This is a genomic window from Haemophilus haemolyticus (genome assembly GCF_003351405.1).
GTDB classification, from domain to species: Bacteria; Pseudomonadota; Gammaproteobacteria; order Enterobacterales; family Pasteurellaceae; genus Haemophilus; species Haemophilus haemolyticus_N.
Genome location: NZ_CP031240.1, coordinates 1,288,119 through 1,313,151 on the forward strand (window position 1 = coordinate 1,288,119; position 25,033 = coordinate 1,313,151).

Here is a 25,033-nt window from a genome sequence, read left to right on the forward strand (position 1 = left end):
TGCCAATGTGTCAAAAAGGAAAAATAAATGAAACATTCCCACGAAGAAATTAGAAAAATTATTCCTGAAATGCGTCGAGTTCAACAAATTCATTTTATTGGAATTGGTGGCGCGGGAATGAGTGGTATTGCTGAGATTTTATTGAATGAAGGCTATCAAATCTCTGGATCAGATATTGCTGATGGCTTAGTAACTCAACGTTTAACTCAAGCTGGAGCAAAAATCTACATCGGCCATGCAGAAGAACATATTGAAGGTGCAAGTGTTGTTGTCGTATCTAGTGCGATAAAAGATGATAACCCCGAATTAGTTGCAGCGAAACAAAAACGCATTCCAGTGATTCAACGAGCACAAATGTTGGCTGAAATTATGCGTTTCCGTCATGGTATTGCTGTTGCAGGAACTCACGGGAAGACGACGACAACTGCTATGATTTCCATGATTTACACCCAAGCAAAACTCGATCCAACGTTTGTTAACGGTGGTTTGGTGAAATCTGCAGGTAAAAATGCACATTTAGGTGCTAGTCGTTATTTAATTGCCGAAGCGGATGAAAGTGACGCCTCGTTTTTACATTTGCAGCCAATGGTATCTGTTGTGACTAACATGGAACCAGACCATATGGATACCTACGAAGGTGATTTTGAAAAAATGAAAGCCACCTATGTGAAATTCCTGCATAATTTGCCATTCTATGGTTTAGCTGTGATGTGTGCAGATGATCCAGTATTAATGGAACTTGTGCCAAAAGTTGGTCGTCAAGTGATTACATATGGTTTTAGTGAACATGCAGATTATCGCATTGAAGATTATGAACAAACAGGTTTTCAAGGTCATTACACAGTGATTTGCCCAGATAATGAGCGTATTAATGTGCTGTTAAATGTGCCAGGAAAACATAATGCGTTAAATGCAACGGCTGCACTTGCTGTAGCCAAAGAAGAAGGTATTAGCAATGAGGCCATTTTAGAAGCCCTTGCTGATTTTCAAGGTGCAGGTCGTCGTTTTGATCAGTTAGGTGAGTTTATTCGTCCAAATGGTAAAGTGCGTTTAGTTGATGATTATGGTCATCACCCAACAGAAGTGGGCGTAACGATTAAAGCCGCACGGGAAGGATGGGGAGATAAACGTATTGTTATGATTTTCCAACCGCATCGTTATTCTCGTACTCGTGATTTATTTGATGATTTTGTACAAGTGCTTTCACAAGTGGATGCATTAATTATGCTTGATGTGTACGCAGCAGGAGAAGCGCCGATTGTTGGAGCTGATAGTAAATCTCTTTGTCGTTCCATTAGAAATTTAGGAAAAATCGATCCAATCTTGGTTTCTGACACCTCACAATTAGGCGACGTTCTTGATCAAATTATTCAAGATGGCGATTTGATTTTGGCACAAGGTGCGGGTAGCGTAAGTAAAATCTCTCGTGGCTTAGCTCAATCTTGGAAAAATTAAGATGTTTATAAACAGATTTTAGAAATTTGAGATGCCCTTATCTATTAATTAAGGACATCAGAATAAGATATATAAGTAGGATAAAATGAATTTAAAACAAGAAAAAATTGCAGTGTTATTAGGCGGAACATCCGCTGAGCGTGAGGTTTCTCTTAATTCAGGTAAAGCAGTATTAGAGGCTTTATTAAACCAAGGTTATGATGCTCATCCTATTGATCCTAAAGAATATAATGTTGCTAATCTTAAAAAGGATGGCTTTAATCGAGTGTTTAATATTTTGCATGGTCGAGGTGGTGAAGATGGCACAATGCAAGGTTTATTAGAGCAAATTGGTTTACCTTACACTGGTTGTGGGGTGATGGCTTCTGCATTAACTATGGATAAAATGCGTACAAAAATGTTGTGGAAAGCATTTGGATTACCTGTAGCAGATATGGCGGTCGTTACCCGTGAAACCTTCGCTGATTTAGACCCTCAGGTTGTAGTAGATAAATTGGGTTTGCCGTTAATGGTAAAACCTTCTTTAGAAGGATCTAGTGTTGGATTAACTAAAGTTAAAGCCGTGGATGAGCTAAAAAGTGCGGTGGAATATGCACTTAAATTTGATAATACGATTCTGATTGAAGAATGGTTAGCTGGCGATGAATTAACAGTACCTGTATTGGATAGTCAAGTGCTTCCTGCTATTCGTATTGTTCCTGAAGGTGAGTTCTATGATTACAATGCGAAATATATTTCTGATAATACTCAATATTTCTGTCCTGCAGGCTTAACACCTGAGCGTGAGCAAGAGTTAGCTATATTAGTAAAACGCGCTTATGATGCAGTAGGATGTCGCGGTTGGAGCCGTATTGATGTCATGTGTGATGCGAAAGGTAATTTTCGTTTAGTTGAAGTGAATACGAATCCAGGAATGACTAGTCACAGTTTATTCCCAAAATCTGCCGCAAGCGTGGGTATTTCTTTTGAACAGCTTGTTGTGAAAATTTTGGAGCTAAGTGTGTAATGAACATTCTGAAAAGGAAAACTCCACAGAATATTCGTTTTGGTGAACAAAAGCCTAAATATTATTTTCATATTCGGGCTTTCTTGGCTTTGCTTGGTATACTTTTGGCTCTTGGTATCTATTTTAATTGGCAAACTCTGCTAGAGAAAATGGATGATAAGCCTATTAGCGGTTTTGCATTAGCTGGACAAAAGGTTTTTACTACGGATGCCGATATTAAGGAAAGCTTATTAAAAATGGGTTCTCTTAAAGGCTTTTGGGGGCAAGATGTTGAGCCAATTCAAGCGCAAATAGAAGCTTTACCTTGGGTTAAGAGCTCAATTGTGCGAAAAATATGGCCAAATCGTTTAAGTATTTGGATTACTGAATATCAACCAGTGGCATTTTGGAATCAGAACCAATTTGTTACTCAGGATGGTGTTGTATTCCAACTTCCAATTGAACGCTTAAAAGAAAATACTTTGCCTTACTTAGGGGGGCCTGATTATCAAAGTTTAAAAGTATTGGATGCATGGAATCAGATTTATGCCGATTTTAAATCAAAAAATTTAATTGCAAAAGGGATGAATATTGATGAACGCGGTGCATGGCAAGTAACACTTGATAATGACATTGTGTTAAAGTTAGGTCGTGGAGAATGGAAATCTAAGCTTGAACGATTTGTTACGATTTATCCGCAAGTTGATGTTCCAGAAAATAAAAAAATAGATTATGTAGATTTACGATATGCGGCAGGCGCTGCAGTGGGTATGGCTGATAAATAAAAACTAGGTGCGAAAATGGTTAAAGGTGTGGAAGCTAAAACAATTGTAGGATTAGAAGTCGGTACGTCAAAAGTTGTTGCCGTAGTGGGCGAGGTATTTCCTGATGGCGTAGTGAATGTGTTAGGTGTTGGTAGTTGCCCATCTAAAGGGATTGATCGTGGTAGTATCACAGATCTTGAAGCTGTCGTAAATTCTATTCAAAGAGCCATTGAAGCTGCTGAATCTATGGCTGATTGCCAGATTATGAGTGTCACTTTGGCAATTACTGGTGAACATATTCAAAGTTTAAATGAAAGTGGTTTTGTGCCAATTTCAGATGGCGAGGTAACACAAGATGAAATTGATTCTGCACTGCATACAGCGAGTTCCATTAAGTTGCCTGAAGGCTTATCCTTATTACATGTGATTCCGCAAGAATATGCGGTGGATCGCCAGTTGAATATTAAAAATCCATTGGGTTTGCAAGGTGTCCGTTTAAAAGCACAAGTACATTTAATCGCCTGTCATCAAGATTGGCAAAACAACCTGAAAAAAGCGGTTGAGCGCTGTGGTTTACAAGTGGATAAAGTCGTTTTTTCTGGTTTTGCAGCAACACATTCAGTATTAACCGAAGATGAAAAAGATCTTGGTGTTTGCTTGATTGATTTCGGTGCAGGCACAATGAATGTGATGGTTTATACAAACGGCGCATTACGTTTCAGTAAGGTTATTCCTTATGCAGGAAATATTGTGACTAACGATATTGCTCACGCTTGTACTATTTCGCGTGCAGAAGCTGAACGAATTAAAGTTAATTATGCAAGTGCATTTTACCCAGCTCGTTTGCACGGTGATAAAAAAATTGAAGTTGCAAGTATTGGTGGGCGAGCACCTCGCTCATTAACAAAGAGTGATCTATCCTTAATTACATCAGCTCGCTATACGGAACTTCTAGGTGTGGTGGAAGATGAATTAGATAAATTAAAAGCTGAGCTGGAAACAAAACATGTGAAGTTTGAGCTTATTGCTGGTGTAGTGATTACTGGTGGTGGGGCGCAAATAGAAGATTTGAAAGAATGTGCATCTGACGTATTTAATTGCCAAGTACGTATTGGTAGCCCGCTGAATATTACTGGATTGACAGATTACGTGAATCGCCCTCAATATTCAACGGTGGTGGGGTTGTTGCAGTATAACCATAGTAACAGTGATGATGATTTGATTTCAGGAAATGATGAATCTGATGACGGAATACTAAAATCAATTTTGAATGGAATTAAAAAAATTATGGATAAAGTGCGGTCAGAATTTTGATTATTTTGATTTTTCATCTACAATAGAGAGAATTTAGGTTTTATATTGAGCCAGCTTATCTGGCCTTAACGGAGAACATCGATGTTATACCCAGAGTACCCTGAGTACGATAATTTTAATGAGTCCGGCGCACTGATCAAAGTCGTAGGCGTTGGCGGCGGTGGCGGTAATGCTGTAAATCATATGGTTATGAGTATGGTCAAGCAAGAAATGGGTGGAACTTATTTAGGTGAAAGCTCATTAACTTCGGAAGAACATGGCCGTATTATTTTTTACGCTGTAAATACAGACGCTCAAGCATTACGCAAAAGCCAAGTTCAACAGACAGTACAAATCGGTGGAGAGACAACCAAAGGTTTAGGTGCTGGAGCAAATCCGAATATTGGTCGTAAGGCTGCTGAAGATGATCAGGAAGAAATTCGCAAAATGCTTGAAGGTGCGGATATGGTCTTTATTGCAGCTGGTATGGGCGGTGGTACTGGTACTGGTGCAGCGCCTGTTGTCGCAAAAATAGCTAAAGAATTAGGTATTTTAACTGTTGCTGTTGTGACCAAACCATTTGCTTTTGAAGGCAAGAAGCGTATGCAATTTGCAGAGCTCGGTATTAAAGATTTATCCCAATATGTTGATTCAATGATTATTATTCCGAATCAACAAATCCAAAAAGTTCTCTCTAAAAATGCTAAATTAATTGAGGCTTTTGCTGCTGCAAACGACGTGTTGCGTAATTCCGTGATGGGAATTTCAGATATGATTACCTCTCCTGGTTTAATTAATGTGGACTTCGCTGATGTAAGAACGGTAATGTCCGTTCAAGGGCAAGCTATGATTGGTTTTGGTTCAGCTGTGGGAAAACCTGGTGAGGGTAGAGCAGAAGATGCGGCTCGTCTTGCGGTACGTAACGATCTTCTAGAAAAAATAGATCTTTCTAACGCTCAAGGTATTTTAGTTAATATTACTGCTGGAATGGATTTAGTTTTTGAAGAGTTTAACATTATAGGTGAGACAATAGGTAGTTTTGCTTCTGAAGAAGCGACAGTTGTTGTTGGTACGAGTTTGGTGCCTGAGATGAGTGATGAAATTCGAGTGACTATTGTGGCAACAGGATTGGGGGAAATCGCCCCAACTGAGTCAGTTCAAGTATTGCGTCCTTCTCGTCCAGTTGAGCCAGAAGGTACAGGTCGCGTAAATATTGTGCCTGATATACATACTCGTGAGCCAGTAGAAACTCAAAAAACTCCAGCAGAAGAATATCATCGCCCGCTGGATAAACCGATCACAGATCGTTTAGAAGCATTTAAGAAAAACAGTTTCTTTAATCCTGCGCAACGTGAAGAAAATTAATTTAATTGGTTTTGAGAAATACCTGGAATATTAAGGTAGTAGAATGATTAAACAAAGAACATTAAAACAAAGTATTAAAGTAACAGGTGTTGGTTTACATAGCGGTAAGAAAGTGACTTTAACGTTACGTCCAGCTATGCCAAATACTGGTGTTGTTTACTATCGTACAGATTTAAATCCAGCTGTGGCATTCCCTGCTGATCCTAATTCCGTACGTGATACAATGCTTTGTACTGCATTAATTAATGAGCAAGGTGTACGCATTTCTACCGTTGAACATTTGAATGCAGCACTATCAGGTCTTGGGATTGATAATATTATTATTGAGGTTGATGCACCTGAAATTCCTATTATGGATGGTAGCGCGAGTCCATTTATCTATTTGTTGTTAGATGCAGGAATTGAAGAACAAAATGCACCTAAGAAATTTATTCGTATTAAAGAATATGTTCGAGTTGAAGATGGTGATAAATGGGCTGAATTTAAACCTTATAATGGTTTTCGTTTAGATTTCACTATTGATTTTGATCATCCTGCTATTGGCAAAAATGTTCGTAATTATGTCATGGATTTCTCTGCTCAAGCATTTGTTCATCAAATTAGTCGAGCAAGAACATTTGGTTTCATGAAAGATATAGAATATCTTCAATCTCAAGGTTTAGCATTAGGTGGTAGTCTTGATAATGCTATTGTTCTTGATGATTATAGAATTTTAAATGAAGATGGCTTACGCTTTAAAGATGAACTTGTTCGTCATAAAATGTTAGACGCAATTGGCGATCTTTATATGGCTGGTTATAACATTATTGGTGATTTTAAAGCTTATAAGTCTGGCCATGGTTTAAATAACAAGTTACTACGTGCTGTATTAGCAAATCAAGAAGCGTGGGAGTTTGTAACTTTCGAAGATAAAGAACAAGTACCGCAAGGATATGTTGCGCCTGTTCAAGTATTTATCTAATCATTTTATTTTTGAAAAAGCTATATTTCTGCTAAGAAGTATAGCTTTTTTATTTTCATCGCACTTTAAATGACTAATGCCTAAAAGTGCGGTTTATTTTTCTCGTTTTTATAAGGGGATGCTATGAAGCTAGAATTATCTGAAATTCGCCAACAAATTACGCAAATAGATCGTAGTTTATTAAAATTGCTTTCTGAGCGTCATCGTTTAGCTTTCGATGTAGTGAGAAGTAAAGAGATCTCGCAAAAAGCTTTACGTGATGTAGAGCGAGAACAGCAACTTTTACAAGAATTAGTTCAATTTTCAGAAAATGAGAATTATCAACTTGAACCACAATATATCACTTCAATTTTCCAAAAAATTATTGAAGACTCGGTACTGACCCAGCAAGTCTATTTGCAGAATAAACTTAATGAACAACGTAATCAAAATTTACATATTGCTTTTTTAGGTAAGAGAGGGTCTTATTCAAATTTAGCTGCGCGTAATTATGCTGCTCGTTATCAAAAACAATTTGTAGAACTAGGATGTCAGTCTTTTGAGCAAGTATTTGAAAAAGTGCAAAATGGTGAAGCAGATTTTGGCGTATTGCCTTTAGAAAATACAACATCAGGCGCTATTAATGAGGTCTATGATTTGCTCCAGCATACTGACTTATCATTGGTAGGCGAGCTAGCTTACCCAATTCAGCATTGTGTTTTGGTAAATGGCTCGACTGAATTAAGTGAAATCGATACTTTATATAGTCATCCTCAAGTGATTCAACAATGTAGTCAATTTATACATAGTCTTGATCGAGTACATATTGAGTATTGTGAAAGTAGCTCCCATGCAATGCAACTTATTGCAAGTTTAAATAAGCCGAATATTGCGGCATTAGGGAATGAAGATGGTGGCAAATTGTATGGACTTAGCGTATTAAAAACTAATATTGCTAATCAAGAGAACAATATTACGCGTTTTATTGTCGTTGCTAAAGAACAGCGAGAGGTTTCACCACAGATACCGGCAAAAACATTATTGTTAATGACAACCTCACAGCAAATTGGCTCATTAGTTGATGCACTTTTAGTTTTCAAAAAACATCAAATTAATATGACGAAATTAGAGTCTCGTCCAATTTATGGTAAACCTTGGGAAGAAATGTTTTATCTCGAAATAGAAGCGAATATCCATCATCCTGATATTCAGCAAGCCTTGGAAGAGTTAAAGAATTGTAGTAATTATCTAAAGATTTTAGGTTGTTATCCTAGCGAGATTGTAAAACCAGTTAATTTATAAGAAGGTGCGGTCAATAAAATTATTTTTGACCGCACTTTTTTATGCTTTTTTATTTCGTTCTAAAGATTTATGCTGAATCTGGACGATTTTCCCTTTAGCTTGAAAATATTCGCCTAACTGCTGGGCAATATAAACGGAGCGGTGTTTTCCCCCTGTACATCCAATGGCAATGGTTAAATAGCTACGATTGTTTTTTTCTAACATTGGCAACCAAGTATCAATATAGTTACGAGTGAGGTAGATAAATTCATTTACTTGCGTGTGGCTATTTAGAAATTCTGCTACTGGCGCATCTAATCCTGTCATTGGGCGTAATGTTGGATCCCAATGTGGGTTAGGTAAGAAACGTACATCGAAAACATAATCAGCATCTAAAGGAATTCCATATTTAAAGCCAAAAGATTCAACAACGATTTTTAGTTCTTTATCACTATTTCCTCGTAAAAATTCGCGTAGGCGTTCAGCAAGGGTATGAGTAGAAAGATGGGTGGTATCAATAATAAAGTTTGCGTGTTGAATTAATGGCTCAAGGTAGCAATATTCTTCATCTATTGCAGCTTCAAGAGATAAATCTTTCAAGGAAAGTGGGTGCAGACGGCGTGAGTCGCTATAACGACGAATCAATGTGCCACGATCTGCTTCAAGGAAAATGATCTTTAATTGATGATATTTTTGTAAGGTATTTAGAGTTTGTTCAAGGGGATTGGCTGAATTAGGAATATTACGAATATCAAGGCTGATTGCGACCGAAGATTGGGATTGAGATAGAATATCAGTCAATTGAGGAAGTAAATCCAGAGGAATATTATCAACACAATAATATCCGGCATCTTCTAATGCTCGTAAGGCTACGGATTTTCCTGCACCAGAACGTCCACTAATAATGATAATTTCCATAATACCCCCTTTAAATTATTCTTGCGTTTCTTCTGGCGAGCTTTCAGCTCTATCTGAAATCTCAAAAACTTGCCAAATTTCATCCGCACTTTTGGCTGAACGTAATTGTTTTAACATATTTTTATCGGTAAGTTTTTCGATTAATGATGCAAATATAGGGATGTATGTTTCGCACTGATTCTCTGGAATGAGTATAGCAAAAATTAAATCTACAGATTTACCATCAAGCGAATCATAATTAATTGGGTTATCCAATTGCATAAACATAGCAATTGCTTTGTCGCATACCTCAATAGGCATTTTTGCCTTAGGCATTGCTATGCCATTACCTAGCCCGGAGTTACCCAGCTTTTCGCGCTCAAAAAGGGATTCAAAGCACGTTTGCTCACCTTTATCACAGTGAAGTTTTTCTTCTACAAAATGTGCGATAGATTCAAATAATCGTTTTTTGCTAGAAAAACTAACGCCCTGACGAATATTCTCAGGGCTTAATAGTTCAGTTATTTTCATTTTTATAATTTGAATTGTTCGCCAAGATAAACGCGTTTAACGTGTTCATCGTTCATAACTTGTTCTGGTGTGCCTGTTGCGATAATTTTACCTTCGCCAACAATATAAGCGCGTTCACATACATCAAGTGTTTCACGTACATTATGATCGGTAATCAAAACGCCTAATCCTCGGTTACGTAAGTCGGTGATAATTTTCTTAATATCGCTCACAGAAATTGGATCTACACCAGCAAATGGCTCATCTAATAGAATAAACTTGGGATTTGCAGCTAATGCTCGTGCAATTTCAACTCGACGGCGTTCACCGCCAGATAATGACTGACCTAAACTATCCCGAATATGGCCAATATTAAATTCCTCAATCAACTCATCAGCTTTTTCTCTACGTTGTTGAGAGGTTAAATCTTTGCGTATTTCTAATACAGCCATTAGATTTTCGTATACAGTCAAACGGCGAAAAATAGAGGCTTCTTGTGGCAAATAACCGATTCCACGTTGCGCACGATTATGCATTGGGAGCAAACTAATGTTTTCTCCGTCAATAATAATTTTGCCTTGATCTTGGCGAACTAACCCGACAAGCATGTAGAAGGTTGTTGTTTTCCCAGCACCGTTTGGTCCGAGCAAACCGACAATTTCATTAGAGTTTACAGTTAAACTTACATCTGAAACAACTTTACGGCTTTTATAGCTCTTAGCTAAATTTTCAGCAGTCAGAATTGACATAAATTACTTCCCTTTAGCTTGTTGTAATTGTGATGGAATAAGGACTGTTGTTACACGTGATTTTCCATTGCCATTAGCTTTAAGTTGCTGTTTTTTCACATCGTAGGTAATTAGTTGTCCATTGATCTTACTATCAAGTTGTTTTAATTCAGCATTGTCAGTTAATGTTAAAAATTCAGTACCAAGATCATAGTGAACTTTGTTTGCTTTCCCATCCACTGGCTTACCATTATCTAGCTGTTGATGGAATGTCACTGGAGTACCAAATGCTTCTACAGTTTCTTTTTTACCTGAATTTTCAGGTGGGCGCGTAATGACAACTTTATTTGCCTTGATTAAAATTGAACCCTGAGTAATTGAAACATTATCAGTAAAAGTGACAACACTTTTTTCCATATCTAATGATTGATTATCAGAAACAATGTTGATCGGTTGATTGGTATCATCTTTCAAAGCTAAAGCAGAGAAAGAGGTCATGATTAATGCAGCGAGTAAAATAATTTTATTGTTTGTTAATTTCATAATATGTTTTTACCTGTTCTTTTAATGTTGCAATTTGTTGGCGTAGATTGCCAATCATTTTTAAGCCCGTTGAGTTAAAATTTTGTCCGTTTATTTTCACCATTGTATCTGATGAAATATCTTGAGTTTTTAAGTTAACCTCTGCAACTTGTGTTTCGATTCGCTGTAACCGAGAAGTTGGTTCTAAACTTTCAGCAACGACATCGCCTTCTAAATAAAGCATTTCATCTTTCGTCAATTTGGCTTTTTTTGCGCTAAGTTTCCAACTTTGTGATTCTAATAATTTTGCTGAATGATTTGATTTTTCAGCATTATTAGATGTAGAGACATCGAATAAGTACACCAAAGGCATTTCAAACTCAGTATGGCCATCAACTGTATAATGTTTCACTTTGTTTGCGGTCGAGAGATATTGTTTCTTACCTTCAGGGGAAAATACCGTAGTTTCCATTTTATTTCCAATATAATCTGGACTATCTGTTTTTTTTACTAAGTTTGACAAATCAGGTTTATCGCTATTTAAAGAATAAAACCATCCCAGCGAACCGAGAGCGATAAGACCCAAAATTACATTCCAACGAATATTCATATTTTTAAATTTGTTACTCGAAAAGTGCGGATAAAAATTTAATATTTTTTAGTCTTCTAACATCAATGTTTTGAGCATTTGATAAATTTCTCGATAGGATTTCGATGGTTTATTTTGCTCACGTTCTTTTTGTGCTGAACGAATAAGATTACGTAGTTGTTGACGATCTACATCAGGATAATCATTGAATAAATCGGTTAGAGCCATGTCACCTTTTTCTACTAATTCATCCCGCACTTTTTCGATTTTGTGCAGCATGGCCTGCTGTTGGTTATGTTTATTTTCGATTTTATCTAATGCTTCACGAATGGGCTCAACATCAATTCCTCGAAATAATTTACCGATATACTGTAATTGACGGCGACGAGCTTCTTTTTCTAAACGCTGTGCAAGTTTAATGGCATCAAGTAAGGATTCATCAAGTGGGATTTTGGCAAGATTAGCTTTGGTTAAATTTACAATCTTTTCACCAAGTTGTTTTAAATCTTCAGCATCGCGTTTGATTTCGCTTTTACTTACCCAAATAATTTCTTCTAGGTCTTCATCTTCCCAATCGAAAGCTTCTTTTTTCTTACGTTTTGCCATAATTTCTCTCAACTAAAATTTGGCGCGTATTTTAGCACAAAGTTTCAAAATAATATAAAATGTGACAAATTTTTAACGGGAAAAAATAATGAAAATAGCCGAAAATCAAACCGCACTTTTGAAAGCTCAAGAACAAGAATTACGTCAAGCAGTTAGCTTTGCTGTTGAATTAGCAACAAAATCAGGCGCGAGTGCAGAAGTCGCTGTCACTAAAGTGAGCGGATTGTCAGTATCCACACGCTTGCAAGAAATTGAAAATGTTGAATTTACTAATGATGGTGCATTGGGGATCTCCGTTTATATGGGACAACAAAAAGGCAATGCATCAACATCAGATTTAAGTGAACGCGCTATTCAAAACGCAGTGGAAGCCGCACTTGCTATTGCAAAATACACTTCACCCGATGATTGCACAGGCCTTGCGGATAAGGATTTAATGGCTTTTGATACGCCTAATTTAGAGCTTTATCATGCTGCTGATGTAGATGTTGATAAAGCAACAGAACTTGCACTTCAGGCTGAAAAGGCGGCTTTAGAGGCGGATGAACGCATTATAAATAGTAATGGCGCAAGTTTTAATTCACATACGGGCGTGAAAGTGTATGGAAATAGTCATGGCATGTTGCAAAGTTATTTATCAAGCCGTTATTCCTTATCTTGTTCGGTTATCGGTGGCGTAGAAGATGCTTTAGAAAATGATTATGAATACACGATCTCTCGTGAATTCGATAAACTCCAATCGCCAATTTGGGTTGGCGAAAATTGTGCAAAGAAAGTTGTTTCTCGTTTAAATCCTCAAAAATTGAGTACACGAGAAGTGCCTGTTATTTTCTTAAATGATGTTGCAACGGGCCTTATTTCTCACTTTGCCGCTGCAATAAGTGGTGGCAGTTTATATAGAAAATCGAGTTTCTTGCTCGATCATTTGGGTAAGCAGGTCTTACCTGATTGGTTCAATATCAGTGAGAGACCACATTTATTACGCCGTTTGGCTTCAACGCCTTTTGATAGTGAAGGTGTTCGTACGCAAGATCGTGAAATTGTTGAAGGTGGGATATTACAAACTTATTTAGTGACAAGTTACAGTGGTAAAAAACTCGGTATGCCAAGCACTGGTCATGCTGGTGGAATTCACAACTGGCTTGTTAAGCCAAATTTAACTGGAGGATTGACTGCACTTTTACGTGAAATGGGAACTGGATTGTTAGTAACGGATGTCATGGGACAAGGTGTCAATATTGTTACGGGCGATTATTCGCGTGGCGCATCAGGTTTTTGGGTGGGAAATGGTCAAATTCAATATCCAGTCGCCGAAATTACCATTGCAGGGCAACTACAAGATATGTTGAAGAATATGGTTGCTGTAGCGGATGATATAGAGCATCGTTCTAACATCCAAACTGGTTCTATTTTGTTAGATAAGATGAAAATTTCAGGAAATTAAAAAATATTTTTAAAATTGAGAATTATTCTTATTGACAATAATTAAATGTCTGCTACTATACGCACATCTGTTAAGCGATTGCAGGTTGCTCCAACAGGTAGAGTAGAAAGTAAATTCGTTAGGGTTCAAAAAGGCTGAAGGTTTAAACTTCAGCCTTTTTTTTGTAAAATAGCAAACGATTTTATCCCCTGTCATTTCATAAGGAAACACAATGAAAAAACACCACGTTGACGTTTTAATTTCAGAGAACGATGTTCATGCTCGTATTGCTGAGTTAGGTTCTCAAATTACAAAATTTTATCAAGAAAAACAGATCGATAGCCTTGTTGTTGTAGGTCTTTTACGTGGTTCCTTTATGTTTATGGCGGATATTGTTCGTCAGATAAATTTACCTGTGGAAATTGAATTTATGACTACTTCAAGTTATGGCGCAGGTATGACCACGAATCACGACGTTCGTATTACCAAAGATTTAGATGGCGATATAAAGGGTAAACACGTTTTAATTGTGGAAGATATTATTGATACGGGCTATACGTTGGAAAAAGTGCGTGATATTTTGAATTTGCGTGAGCCTGCGAGCCTTGCAATTTGTACGTTACTTGATAAACCTTCTCGTCGCGAAGTGGAAGTACCTGTTGAATGGGTTGGTTTTGAAATTCCTGATGAATTTGTGGTGGGGTATGGTATCGATTACGCGCAACGTCATCGTAATTTAGGCTATATCGGTAAAGTTGTTTTAGAAGAATAATTTGATTTTATTGAAAAGTGCGGTTGAAATTTTTAAATGAATTTTTTACCGCACTTTTTATAACTTAAATCGATGAATAATTTGATTTGCTGAGCCCCGCCAAACTAAACTTGGGTCTGCCTGTTCTTGAATAAATTTCCCATCAATTAACACATCAATATAAGGCAACATAGCACGTTGTTGTTCGTCTAATTCATCTAGCTTATAACCCGTCCAAACCCAAATGTCTTTATCAGGGCATTCTCGTTTTACGCGTTGCACAAATGGCAATAATGTTTCTACGTTGAGGGGATGAAGTGGATCACCACCTGAAAGCGTAAGTCCTTGGCGTTTAATGCGTGTGTCTTTTAAATCATTGATGATTTGTTGTTCCATCGCTTCATCAAATAATACACCCGATGAAAATGACCAACTTTTTTGGTTATAGCAACCTTTGCAAGCATGCGTGCATCCACTGACGAAAAGTGTACATCTTGTACCTTCGCCATTGATCACATCGGTAGGGTAGTATTGGAGGTAGTTCATTTCATAAAAATCCTAAAATGTGGCTTAAATTCTCGCCAAATTCACCGCACTTTTTAATTAATCTTTGCAATACGGCAGTAATTTCTGCATAATAGCGCGCAATCGCATTGCGATATCAATGGAAACCTTCTCGGTCTCTCGCAACGGTATCTGGTTTACTCGGTCAGGTCCGGAAGGAAGCAGCCAAAGTCGGAATTACTGTGTGCCGAGAAGAAGCTGGGAAGGTTTCCGCCCAACTTCCTTTTCTTATACTCGCTCAATCAATCTTTTAAAGAAACCATTTTCTTTGGTGATTAAACTATTGTAATCGCCTTCTTCGATTAATCTTCCGTTATCAATTACACAAATTTTATCGAATTGTTCAATTGAACTTAGACGGTGAGTGACCATAATTAGGGTTTTATTTTCGGCATGTTGCAAAATTAAACGTAAAATTTGACGTTCAGTTTCGCGATCTAAACCTTCTGTTGGTTCATCTAACAATAAAATTGGTGCATTATTGAGTAAAATACGTGCTAAACCTAAACGGCGTTGTTCCCCACCAGAAAGTGGGCGACCGCCATCACCAAGCCAAAGATTTAAACCTTTTCCTTCTTGCTCAAGTAATTTGCTTAAGCCAACTTGATGTAGTACTTCAATCATTTGTTCATCAGAAATTTCATCCGCACTTGCAAATTGTAAATTTTGACGAAGTGTATCGCTGAATACATGAACACGTTGAGTTAAAAAACAAATTTGGCTGCGTAATGTCTCTTCTGAATAGGCGGAAATGGGTTTTTCTGCCAATAAAAGCTCACCTTGATTCGCATCATAATTGCGCACTAAAAGTTGAAGGAGTGAAGATTTCCCACTTCCAGTTTTGCCTAAAATAGCAATTTTTTGGCCTTGTTCTAAATCTAATGTAAGACTTTTTAATACAAGCGTTTCTTGCCCTGGATAGGAAAAACTTAAATCCTTCGCAGAAATTAACCGCACTTTTGTTTCAAATTCCTCGTTACCATTAAACTCAATAAGCGGTTTTTGCTCAATGATTTCGGTTACACGCTCTGCTGCAGCAATCACTTGACCTATATGTAAAAATGCCGCACCCAATGGCATGATGATCTCAAAGGCTGCAAGTGCAGCAAAAGTGAAAAGTGCAATATAAGCCGTGCGATATTCATCTGTGCCAAAATCGGTGTTACTTGCAAACCATAGCATTCCAGAAATCAACAAACCATTAAGAAAGAGAACAAGTGCGATAGAACATCCGCTTAATTTTGCTTCTTTGGCTTGATCTTCCTGCCATGTTTTTTCTGTGACTGACATTTTCTCTTTTAATTTATCTTCTGCATTAAATAATAAAAGCTCGGCTTGTGCTTGGATAAATTCTAAAAACTGGGTTCGATAGGTGGCGCGTGCTTGGATTAAGCGTTCGCCAAATTCCTGACCTAGTCGATAGAAAACAGTTGGGATAATCATTAATAAAATTAACAAAAATAAACCTAAACCAAGAGCGAGTGGAATATTGATAAAGCTAAGTCCAATCGTCATGGCAATGATAACAAATGCAGCAGTGAAAAATGGCGCAAGTAAACGTAAATAGAGGCTATCAAGTGTATCAACATCGGACACTAAACGATTTAACAAATCGCTGTTGCGATAACGATTTAACACTGCTGGACTTAAAGGAATAATTTTTTCAAAAACTTGTACGCGTAATTTGGACAAAATGCGGAATGTTGCATCATGCGTCACTATTTTTTCAAAATAGCGCATGACGGTTCGTCCGATAGCTAAACCTCGCACACTGGCTGATGGATAGAAAAAGTTAAATAGCGTGCCTAGTCCTGCAATGGCTGTAGCAGCTAAAAACCAGCCTGAAACGGTAAGCAAGCCCATGCTGGATCCCAATCCTAAAATCATCAGCACCAAGCCTAAAATAAGAGGAAATTTGGCGAATTTAAATAAACGTATAAACGGAAGTAATGTGCGCATTATTGGATATCCTGTTGTCGTTGAGTGAGTAGTTCAGCAAAGAAACCTTCATGTTGTAATTCGGCAAATTTACCTTGCTGTACTATTTCTCCTCGTTGCATCACAAAAATTTGATCACATTGTTTCAAATCTTCAATTCGGTGGGTAATCATCAGCGTAGTTTGATGCTGACTTGCTTCGTTCAGTGCGTGCAAAACAAGATTTTCTGATTGTGCATCTAAGCTTGCGGTTGGCTCATCGAGCAGAAGTAAATCGCCTTTACGTAACAGTGCACGAGCAATGGCAAGACGTTGCGCTTGTCCCACAGAAACGCCTAATCCACCATCTTTGATTTCGTGATAAAGTCCAAGTTTATCGGTAAATTCTGTCGCTTGAGAGCGTATTAATGCTTGATTAATTTCTTCATCGTTAGCTTGAATATCGCCAAGTAGTAAGTTTTCTTTAATTGTACCTTGTAATAACAATGGATTTTGTCCTACCCAGGCAATATGTTTGCGCCAGTAAGCTAGATTGCTTTCGTGAAGTTCTTGACCATTAATTTTGAGCGAGCCCTCATAAGGTAAAAAGCCTAAAATTACATTCATTAATGAGGTTTTCCCTGCGCCACTTTGTCCTACAAGCGCAACATTGTGATTTGCTGGAATTTGGAAGTTTAACGGCTTGGTTAATGCTAAACCCTGTGTCGAAAGCACCACTAAATTTTCGGCAGAAATTTCAACCGCACTTTCTAAAGAAATTGTTTTTTCGTTTTGATGAACGGTTAAATAATCGGATTCTAAAAAATCAACAATGGCATCTGCTGCACCAATGCCCGCTGCGCGGTCGTGGTAATAAGCGCCTAGATCGCGTAAGGGTTGATAAAATTCAGGTGCAAGAATTAAACAAAAGAAACCTGTGAAAAGTGTAAGCGGTGCATTATAGGTGCCAAATTCAATTTGACCTAAGTAGCTAAAACCAAAATAGACCGCCATGAGGGCAATGGAAATAGAGGTAAAAAATTCCAATACGGCAGAAGAGAGAAAAGCGAGTTTTAGCACATCCATTGTGGTTTCACGGAAATCTTCAGTGGCATTTTCAATATGCGCTGTTTGTTCAGAAGTGCGGTTAAAAAGACGCAAGGTTTCCAAGCCGCGTAAGCGATCTAAAAATTGGGCACTGAGGCGAGAAAGGGTATCCATATTTTTTTGGTTGTTGTCAGCCGCAGCAATACCGACAATGATCATAAACAGAGGAACAAGCGGGGCGGTAATCATTAAGATTAAGCCTGCAGCCCAGTTCAACGGAAATACAGCAATTAAAATAACGACTGGAACAATAGCGGAAAGGCTTTGTTGAGGCAGAAAACGGGCATAGAAATTATGTAAGTTTTCAACTTGTTCCAACATAATGCTTGCCCAACTTCCAGCTGGTTTTTGATTGATTGTCGCAGGGCCAACAAGATGTATTTTATCCAGAATTTTTTGACGAATATGATTGCGTAATAACTGTCCGCTTTGGAAACCAATTTTTTCGCGTGCCCATAAAATAATAGCACGCATCCCGAAGCCGATAATTAGTCCGATAAAATAAGGAATGAGTTCATCACGAGGATCATTTTGCATAATCAGTTTATCGAGCAAAGTCGCAAGAAAATAAGTTTGCGCGACTAAAATGAGTGCAGAAAGCGTAGCTAGGACAATGTTTGCGCGCATTAATTTTTTGATAGGTTCTTGTTGTGCGCGAAGCCATTTTTGTAAATATTTTTGGCGAAGTTTGTTCATAGTTTTATCGTGATATAGAAAAAGTTCCCCTCTTTTAAAAAGAGGGGAATCAGTTAGAGAATTTATGCTTCTTGAGCGTCTAAATAGCGTTCTGCATCCAATGCTGCCATACAACCAGTTCCCGCAGAGGTAATGGCTTGGCGATAATTATGATCCATTACATCGCCTGCTGCGAACACGCCTTCCACAGAAGTGGCTGTTGCATTTCCTTCAAGACCAGATTTTACAACGATATAGCCATTATTTAATTCTAGTTGCCCTTGGAAAATTTCCGTATTTGGCGAGTGACCAATTGCTACGAATAAGCCATCTAATTTGAGTTCTTCTTTCTCCCCAGTTTTTGTGTTGGCTAAACGTAATCCGGTTACGCCCATGTTGTCACCCAACACTTCATCTAAAGTGCGGTCAGTATGCAGAACTATTTTTCCTTCTTCTACTTTTTTGTATAAACGCTCGATAAGAATTTTTTCCGCACGGAAGCTATCGCGACGGTGGATTAAATGCACTGTACTTGCAATATTGGCTAAGTAAAGCGCTTCTTCTACCGCAGTATTTCCACCACCAATGACACCAACCGGCTTATTACGATAAAAGAAACCATCACAGGTTGCACAAGCAGAAACCCCACGACCTTTGTAGTTTTCTTCTGAAGGTAAGCCAATATAGCGTGCAGAGGCACCTGTTGCGATAATTAACGCATCACAAGTGAAATTTTGTACATCGCCAAAAAGTTTGAATGGACGAGAAGATAAATCTACGCGATTGATATGATCGAAGACGATTTCTGTCTCAAATTTTTCTGCATGTTGCAACATACGTTGCATTAAACCTGAACCAGTAGTCATCTCAAAATCACCTGGCCAGTTTTCGATTTCATCTGTGGTGGTAAGCTGGCCGCCTTGTTGCAAACCAGTCACTAATATAGGTTTTAAGTTTGCACGTGCCGCATAAATGGCTGCTGTATAACCAGCAGGGCCAGAGCCTAAAATTAAAAGTTTTGCGTGTTTGATATCTGACATAAAGAATCCTTGTTTTTCGTAAAGAGAGAATTAATTAAATTCAAGTCTATTCTAATGATTGCAATGCATGGAATTGTTCCATAGACCTTATCAATTATAAACCTTTCGATTAATAGAGCAGTGAATAAAGCAATCGGCGAAACTTATTTGTTAACGGATCAGCATTGCCCATTGCACTTAAAATGGATAAAAATTGTTGTTTAACTTCACCATTCTGCGCGCCTAAGTCGGTTTTTAAAATACCGAAAAGTAGTGTCAGTGCTTCTTCATTTCGTCCAGCTTGATGAAGTTGTACAGCAAGTTTTATTGCAATTTCAGCTGTTGGGTTTTTAGCATAATTAGCCTGTAATTGTTGGATTTCAGGTGTATCTGCTGCTTGAATTTGTAGCTTAATTTGTGCTTGTAATCCGTGCCAACGACTATCACGATCTTGCAATGGAATTTGTTTTAGAATTTCTTGTGCCGGCTCCGTTTTCTTCATTGCAATATAGGTTTCAGCGTAGAGCAGGGCGACATCACTATTTTTCTTATCAGAAAGCTCCCATGCATCTTTCAATAATGGCAATGCTGCCTCATAGTTTTCTACTTGCAAGAAATCTAATGCTTGTTGGAATTTTAAATCTTCTTCTTTTGGTAAAATAATGCTTAATCGTTGGATTAATGATGCTTTATCAAGCGCGCCTGGAAATGCATCTAATGCCTGTGCTTCTTTAAACAAATAGGTGGTTGGCAATGCTTGGATGCGGAATTGTGCGGCAATCATTTGCTCTTTTTCACAATTTACTTTTCCAAGAACAAATTGTCCTTGATATTGTTCTGCAACTTGCTCAAGTTGTGCCAAAAAATCCGCGGATTCTTTATGTGTTGGCGCGTAAAAATTGATGACAAGTGGTTTTTCTAAGGATTGTTGCAGTATTTCAGTAAGATTTTGTTCGTTGATGTCAACGATAAAAGGAAAATCAGCCATGTTTTATCCTTGTGAAAAAATAATGGCTGATTTTAGCAAAGTGCGGAAGATTTTAGAAACGTTTTACCATTTCTATTATTAAGCAAGTTTTTCTAGAATCAATTTTCCCATCATTTCAATATGTATATGCTCTACATTAAGTGCGGGAATATATTGATAAGATTGCCCGCCATTGGTTAAGAAATTTTCTCGATTTTCTTTGTCAATTTCTTCAATGGTTTCTAAACAATCTACGGAAAAACCAGGGCAAATAACGGCAATTTTTTGAATATTCTGTGTTGCAGCAGATTCTAAAAATTTGTCGGTATAAGGTTGTAGCCATTCTTCACGCCCAAAGCGAGATTGAAACGTCATTCCCCATTGGTTTTCTGTTAAGCCCAGCTTATTAACAACTGCAATAGTCGTTTGTTTACAATGTTCACGATAATAATCACCCATTTTTTCATAACGCAAAGGAATACCATGATAAGAAAATAACAAAAACTCATCGGGTTTTAACCGCGCTTTTATGGAATTGACTAACGCATCAATGTAATTCTCATCGACATGATAAGAATGGATAAAATCAAAGGGCACTAATCCTCGTTCTTCTTTAAGGGCGTTAGCGAAAGCATCAAATACTGCGCCCGTGGTTGAGCTAGAGTATTGCGGATAAAGTGGCAAAACAATAATTCGATCAACTTGATTTTCAAGCAAGTTTTTTACCGCACTTTGCATTGATGGATTGCCGTACGTCATGGCAATTTCTACTTGAGTATCGATATTTTGATTATCTAAATAGGCTTGTAATGCATCTTTTTGTTGTCGTGAAATGGCAAGTAAAGGCGAGCCTTGCGCTGTCCAAATTGATTGATAATTTTTGGCAATACGTTTAGAACGTAATGGCAAAATAATGGCTTTGAGCAGTGGATACCATTTACAACGCGGTAAATCGACCACGCGAGGATCCGTTAAAAATTGCCATAAATAACGGCTAATTGACTTCGGTGTCGGGCTATCTGGCGTGCCTAGATTGGCAAGTAATACGCCGATTTTTGCTGGTTTTGTCATAAATTGATTACGGAAAGGGTTAATCTAGAAACACAACAAAGTTTATTCTCTTCTGTGCGGATGTCAATTTGCCAAACTTGGATATTTCTGCCCAAATTAATTGGCGTGGCTCTCGCAGTCACTTTACCTGAACGAACTGGGCGAAGATGATTGGTGTGAATATCCAATCCAACCGCAGTTTTGCCTTCTTCTAAACAAAGTGAACCCGCAAGAGAACCAATTGTTTCAGCTAAAGCAACCGAAACCCCGCCATGCAACACACCAAACGGCTGCATAGTACGATGATCCACTGGCATTGTCGCTTCAATCCAGTCCTCGCCAAAAGCAGAAATTTCAATGCCAAGATAGCTAACTGCACTATTGGAGCAAAGTTGATTTAAGTTTTCGAGCGTGAAGTTTTTTTGCCAAATCATGATGTTCCTTTCATTTACGCTAAAATTTCTAATAATGCCTGCACAGGGTGTTTTAGCACCACATGTTCATAACGTTTTACCTGACTGCGGCAAGAATAACCGGTTGCTAAACAAAAGTGCGGATCTTTTCCATGCAGTTTTTTATGCCACGATACATCGTAGATTTCTCGGCTCATTTTTTGATTTTTCACTTCATGTCCAAATACACCAGCCATACCGCAACATCCTACTTTTTCTACATTAAGTTGTTGTCCAAATCTTCCAAAAATTTCTTGCCATTCTTTTGGGCTGTTCGGCATAAAAGTAGATTCCGTACAATGCGGGAATAAATACCAATCAGAAGTGCGGTCAGTTTTGGCGATGTTTTTCAGTTTATCTTGTAACACTGTATTTTGTAATCTTTGTTTTAACCATTCGTGTGCGGTGAGAACGTGAAAATTGCCACGTTTTTCTTGTAGTGCTTCTTTGTATTCATCTCGATAAGACAGCACGATGGCTGGATCTACTCCTACAAGTGGAATGCCTAATTTTGCCATTCGATTTAAAAACTCGGCTTGGTTTTGTGCTGTTTTGCTAAAGCGTTTTAAGAAACCTTTAATGTGCATTGCTTTGCCGTTTGGTTTAAATGGCAACAGAATTGGTGTGAAGCCTAATTTTTGCGTAAGCATAACAAAGTCACGTACCACTTTAGCATCATAGTAAGAGGTATAAGGATCTTGCACAATAAATAAAATATCGTTTTTTTCTACCGCACTTAGGTCTTCCAATTCTTCTAAGGAGTTGCCTTGATAATGAATTTCTACTAGCTGTTGTTGCAAATTGGGTTCAGAAAGCAAGGGCAAATCGGTCATGCCTAGCGTTTTTTCCACTAATGTTTGCGTGACTTTTAGCTTGGTAAAATAATTAAAGAATTTTGCCTGTTTTGCCATATAAGGCGCAGCGATTTCTAAATTTGCGACAATGTGATCTTTTGCCGGTCGTAAGTAGCGGCTGTGATAAAAATGAAAGAATTTCGCACGGAAACTTGGTACATCGATTTTAATCGGGCATTGGCTCGCACAGGCTTTACAAGCAAGGCAAGTATCCATTGCAGCTTTCACTTCGTGAGAAAAATCATAATCGCCTCGCCATTTTTGAACCGTATTGCTCAGTCTTTTCACAAGTGCGGTTAGCTTTATTTCTGTTTTACGGAAGTCTAATTGTGCGGGCGAAACATTTTCATTTGCCATCAATCGAAGCCATTCTCGAACCATAGCTGCGCGACCTTTCGGCGAAAATACACGGTTTTTACTGACTTTCATCGAGGGGCACATAATGCTGTGTTCATCAAAATTGAAACATAATCCGTTTCCATTGCAGTTCATCGCACCCTTAAATTCATCGCGTATTTGGATAGGAATTTGGCGATCGTTATCAGCCCGCATTGGCGAAAGGATAGAATAAAGTTCCTCTTTGGAATCTAAAGGCGTACAGATTTTGCCAGGATTTAACCGATTGTTTGGATCGAATAAGGTTTTTATATAACGAAGTTCGTGCCAGAGTTCTGGGGTAAAGAATTTTTCGCCGTAATGGGATCGCACGCCTTTTCCATGTTCTCCCCAGAGTAATCCACCATATTTAATCGTAAGTTCTGCCACTTCATCTGAAATTTGTTTAAATAATTTCACTTGTTCTTTATCGCATAAATCAAGCGCAGGGCGAACGTGTAACACGCCCGCATCGACGTGCCCAAACATGCCATATTGTAAATTGTGCTTGTCTAATAAAGCGCGAAATTCACTAATGTAATCTGCAAGATTTTCTGGAGGGACACAAGTATCTTCTACAAAAGGAATCGGTTTGGCTGCACCTTTTGCATTACCAAGTAAGCCCACTGCTTTTTTTCGCATCGCATAAATACGCTCGATAGACGGTAAATCAGAACAGACTTGATAGCCAATAATGTGATCTTGATTGTGTTCGATTTTTTCATCAAGTGAGAGACAAAGTGCGGTGACTTGGCGGTCTATTTTTTCTTTATTATTACCAGCAAATTCCACAATATTTAAACCGAGAATTGGATCTTCTTCATCTTCTGTAAGAAGTTCATTCACAGAGTGCCAAATAATATCTTGTTTAGCGAGATTTAAGACTTTGGAATCAACGGTTTCCACAGAAAGCGCATTAGCTTTGACCATAAAAGGGGCATTGCGTAATGCCGCATCAAAAGAACGATATTTAATATTGATGAGCGTGCGATACTGAGGAATTGGCAGAAGATTGAGTTTAGCTTCACAAATAAATGCAAGAGAACCTTCAGAACCAGTGAGAATTCTCGTGAGATTAAATTCACTTTCATCTTCATTGAATACATTTTTCAGATCGTATCCCGTTAAAAAACGGTTAAGTTGTGGCAGATCTTTAATGATTGCCGCTCTTTTTTCTTTACAGTGTTGCGCAATGGATTGATGGAGTCTTTTGCTACTATCACTTAATTCAAGCGCATCGATGTTTTCTAAAACATCAACAGAATTGACCGCACTTGTATCTAAAATTTCACCGTTCATTAGTACTGCGCGTAATGCCAAAACGTGATTAGAGGTTTTACCATATTGCAATGAGCCTTGCCCCGAGGCATCCGTATTAATCATTCCACCTAAAGTCGCTCGATTGCTGGTGGATAGCTCTGGGGCAAAGAATAAACCATGTGGTTTTAAAAATTGATTAAGTTGATCTTTTACTACGCCTGCTTGTACTCGAACCCAGCGTTCTTTTACATTGAGTTCTAAAATGGCAGTCATATGGCGAGAGAGATCCACTATTATATTGTTATTGATGGATTGTCCATTAGTGCCAGTGCCTCCACCGCGAGGTGTAAAGGTGAGCAATTGATATTCAGGTAAATTTGCCAATTTGGTTATACGCACTATATCAGCGACAGTTTTCGGAAAAAGAATCGCCTGAGGAAGCTGTTGGTAAACGCTGTTATCCGTAGCAAGACTTAATCTATCTGCATAATTTGTAGCGATATCTCCTTCAAAATGTTGTTTTTTAAGTACTTGGAGATAGTTAAGGACATCTTGTTCGATTTGTGGAGTGAGATTTAGACTTGGCAACATAGCATTTAACTCATTTAAAGGTATAAATAGCTGGATGCTCTCGATAATATCTTAAGGTGCGAACAATGTCGAATTAGATTTTGAACATTTTTAA

23 protein-coding genes and 1 other RNA gene are annotated in these 25,033 nt (G+C 38.0%); 10 read left to right on the plus strand and 14 right to left on the minus strand.

The annotated features are described in order from the left end of the window. Positions 1-27 precede the first annotated feature (27 nt). The 7 genes from murC to DV427_RS06490 all read left to right on the plus strand — a co-directional run bounded on the left by murC (position 28) and on the right by DV427_RS06490 (position 8,104). Positions 28-1,455: a UDP-N-acetylmuramate--L-alanine ligase gene (murC, locus tag DV427_RS06460; protein WP_005643568.1), complete on the plus strand. Its 1,428-nt coding sequence runs from the start codon at positions 28-30 to the stop codon at positions 1,453-1,455. An 85-nt stretch (positions 1,456-1,540) separates the two neighbouring features. Next, positions 1,541-2,461, plus strand: a complete 921-nt coding sequence (locus tag DV427_RS06465; protein WP_114891712.1) for a D-alanine--D-alanine ligase — start codon at positions 1,541-1,543, stop codon at positions 2,459-2,461. Next, on the plus strand, positions 2,461-3,225 hold the full coding sequence (locus tag DV427_RS06470) for a cell division protein FtsQ/DivIB (RefSeq protein WP_114891713.1): 765 nt from the start codon (positions 2,461-2,463) through the stop codon (positions 3,223-3,225). The genes DV427_RS06465 and DV427_RS06470 overlap by 1 nt, the downstream gene beginning before the upstream one ends. A gap of 15 nt (positions 3,226-3,240) precedes the next feature. Further along, on the plus strand, positions 3,241-4,518 hold the full coding sequence (gene ftsA, locus DV427_RS06475) for a cell division protein FtsA (protein ID WP_114891714.1): 1,278 nt from the start codon (positions 3,241-3,243) through the stop codon (positions 4,516-4,518). 81 nt (positions 4,519-4,599) lie between these two features. Continuing rightward, on the plus strand, positions 4,600-5,862 hold the full coding sequence (gene ftsZ, locus DV427_RS06480) for a cell division protein FtsZ (protein ID WP_114891715.1): 1,263 nt from the start codon (positions 4,600-4,602) through the stop codon (positions 5,860-5,862). Positions 5,863-5,905: 43 nt separating this feature from the next. Further along, positions 5,906-6,823, plus strand: coding sequence for a UDP-3-O-acyl-N-acetylglucosamine deacetylase (gene lpxC / locus DV427_RS06485; protein WP_005630366.1), 918 nt, complete (start codon positions 5,906-5,908; stop codon positions 6,821-6,823). 123 nt (positions 6,824-6,946) lie between these two features. After that, positions 6,947-8,104 (plus strand): chorismate mutase, encoded by a 1,158-nt coding sequence (locus tag DV427_RS06490; protein WP_114891716.1) that lies wholly within the window; start codon positions 6,947-6,949, stop codon positions 8,102-8,104. 39 nt (positions 8,105-8,143) lie between these two features. Here DV427_RS06490 and rapZ read toward each other — a convergent pair whose 3' ends face one another. The 6 genes from rapZ to yjgA are packed head-to-tail and all read right to left on the minus strand — an operon-like array spanning position 8,144 to position 11,935. After that, positions 8,144-9,001 (minus strand): RNase adapter RapZ, encoded by an 858-nt coding sequence (gene rapZ / locus DV427_RS06495; RefSeq protein WP_114891717.1) that lies wholly within the window; start codon positions 8,999-9,001, stop codon positions 8,144-8,146. Between the two features lie 15 nt (positions 9,002-9,016). Continuing rightward, positions 9,017-9,511 carry a PTS IIA-like nitrogen regulatory protein PtsN gene (ptsN, locus tag DV427_RS06500; RefSeq protein WP_114891718.1) on the minus strand — a complete coding sequence of 165 codons (495 nt, stop codon included), beginning with the start codon at positions 9,509-9,511 and terminating at the stop codon, positions 9,017-9,019. A gap of 2 nt (positions 9,512-9,513) precedes the next feature. After that, positions 9,514-10,239 (minus strand): LPS export ABC transporter ATP-binding protein, encoded by a 726-nt coding sequence (lptB, locus tag DV427_RS06505; RefSeq protein WP_114891719.1) that lies wholly within the window; start codon positions 10,237-10,239, stop codon positions 9,514-9,516. Positions 10,240-10,242: 3 nt separating this feature from the next. Continuing rightward, positions 10,243-10,761 (minus strand): lipopolysaccharide transport periplasmic protein LptA, encoded by a 519-nt coding sequence (lptA, locus tag DV427_RS06510; RefSeq protein ID WP_046942790.1) that lies wholly within the window; start codon positions 10,759-10,761, stop codon positions 10,243-10,245. Next, a complete protein-coding gene (gene lptC, locus DV427_RS06515; protein WP_114891720.1) occupies positions 10,742-11,350 on the minus strand; it encodes an LPS export ABC transporter periplasmic protein LptC in 609 nt (202 codons plus the stop codon). The genes lptA and lptC overlap by 20 nt, the downstream gene beginning before the upstream one ends. Positions 11,351-11,398: 48 nt before the next feature. Next, complete coding sequence (gene yjgA / locus DV427_RS06520; protein WP_114891721.1) at positions 11,399-11,935, minus strand: ribosome biogenesis factor YjgA; 537 nt, start codon at positions 11,933-11,935, stop codon at positions 11,399-11,401. Positions 11,936-12,023: 88 nt separating this feature from the next. On the opposite strand from yjgA, the gene pmbA reads away from it, so the two are divergent. Continuing rightward, positions 12,024-13,379, plus strand: coding sequence for a metalloprotease PmbA (gene pmbA, locus DV427_RS06525; protein ID WP_114891722.1), 1,356 nt, complete (start codon positions 12,024-12,026; stop codon positions 13,377-13,379). Between the two features lie 211 nt (positions 13,380-13,590). Next, positions 13,591-14,130 (plus strand): hypoxanthine phosphoribosyltransferase, encoded by a 540-nt coding sequence (hpt, locus tag DV427_RS06530; protein ID WP_114891723.1) that lies wholly within the window; start codon positions 13,591-13,593, stop codon positions 14,128-14,130. Between the two features lie 57 nt (positions 14,131-14,187). On the opposite strand, the gene nrdG is transcribed toward hpt, so the two are convergent. Beyond that, a complete protein-coding gene (gene nrdG / locus DV427_RS06535) occupies positions 14,188-14,655 on the minus strand; it encodes an anaerobic ribonucleoside-triphosphate reductase-activating protein (RefSeq protein ID WP_114891724.1) in 468 nt (155 codons plus the stop codon). Between the two features lie 127 nt (positions 14,656-14,782). Between nrdG and ffs the strand changes: the two genes are divergently transcribed. Then, positions 14,783-14,881: signal recognition particle sRNA small type (gene ffs, locus DV427_RS06540), an RNA gene on the plus strand. A 20-nt stretch (positions 14,882-14,901) separates the two neighbouring features. Here ffs and cydC read toward each other — a convergent pair. From cydC to ydiJ, 7 genes are all read right to left on the minus strand, one after another. After that, the gene (cydC, locus tag DV427_RS06545) at positions 14,902-16,632 is read right to left on the minus strand and encodes a heme ABC transporter ATP-binding protein/permease CydC (protein WP_114891725.1); all 1,731 of its coding nucleotides are present in this window, start codon (positions 16,630-16,632) and stop codon (positions 14,902-14,904) included. Continuing rightward, complete coding sequence (gene cydD / locus DV427_RS06550) at positions 16,632-18,392, minus strand: heme ABC transporter permease/ATP-binding protein CydD (protein WP_114891726.1); 1,761 nt, start codon at positions 18,390-18,392, stop codon at positions 16,632-16,634. Before cydD ends, cydC begins: the two co-directional genes overlap by 1 nt. A 62-nt stretch (positions 18,393-18,454) precedes the next feature. Beyond that, complete coding sequence (trxB, locus tag DV427_RS06555; protein WP_114891727.1) at positions 18,455-19,411, minus strand: thioredoxin-disulfide reductase; 957 nt, start codon at positions 19,409-19,411, stop codon at positions 18,455-18,457. Positions 19,412-19,520: 109 nt separating this feature from the next. Further along, positions 19,521-20,378 carry a co-chaperone YbbN gene (locus tag DV427_RS06560; RefSeq protein ID WP_114891728.1) on the minus strand — a complete coding sequence of 286 codons (858 nt, stop codon included), beginning with the start codon at positions 20,376-20,378 and terminating at the stop codon, positions 19,521-19,523. Between the two features lie 78 nt (positions 20,379-20,456). After that, positions 20,457-21,428 (minus strand): ferrochelatase, encoded by a 972-nt coding sequence (gene hemH, locus DV427_RS06565; protein WP_114891729.1) that lies wholly within the window; start codon positions 21,426-21,428, stop codon positions 20,457-20,459. Then, positions 21,425-21,841, minus strand: coding sequence for a hotdog fold thioesterase (locus tag DV427_RS06570; protein ID WP_114891730.1), 417 nt, complete (start codon positions 21,839-21,841; stop codon positions 21,425-21,427). The genes hemH and DV427_RS06570 overlap by 4 nt, the downstream gene beginning before the upstream one ends. Before the next feature lie 14 nt (positions 21,842-21,855). After that, on the minus strand, positions 21,856-24,939 hold the full coding sequence (gene ydiJ, locus DV427_RS06575; protein WP_114891731.1) for a D-2-hydroxyglutarate dehydrogenase YdiJ: 3,084 nt from the start codon (positions 24,937-24,939) through the stop codon (positions 21,856-21,858). Positions 24,940-25,033: the final 94 nt, after the last annotated feature.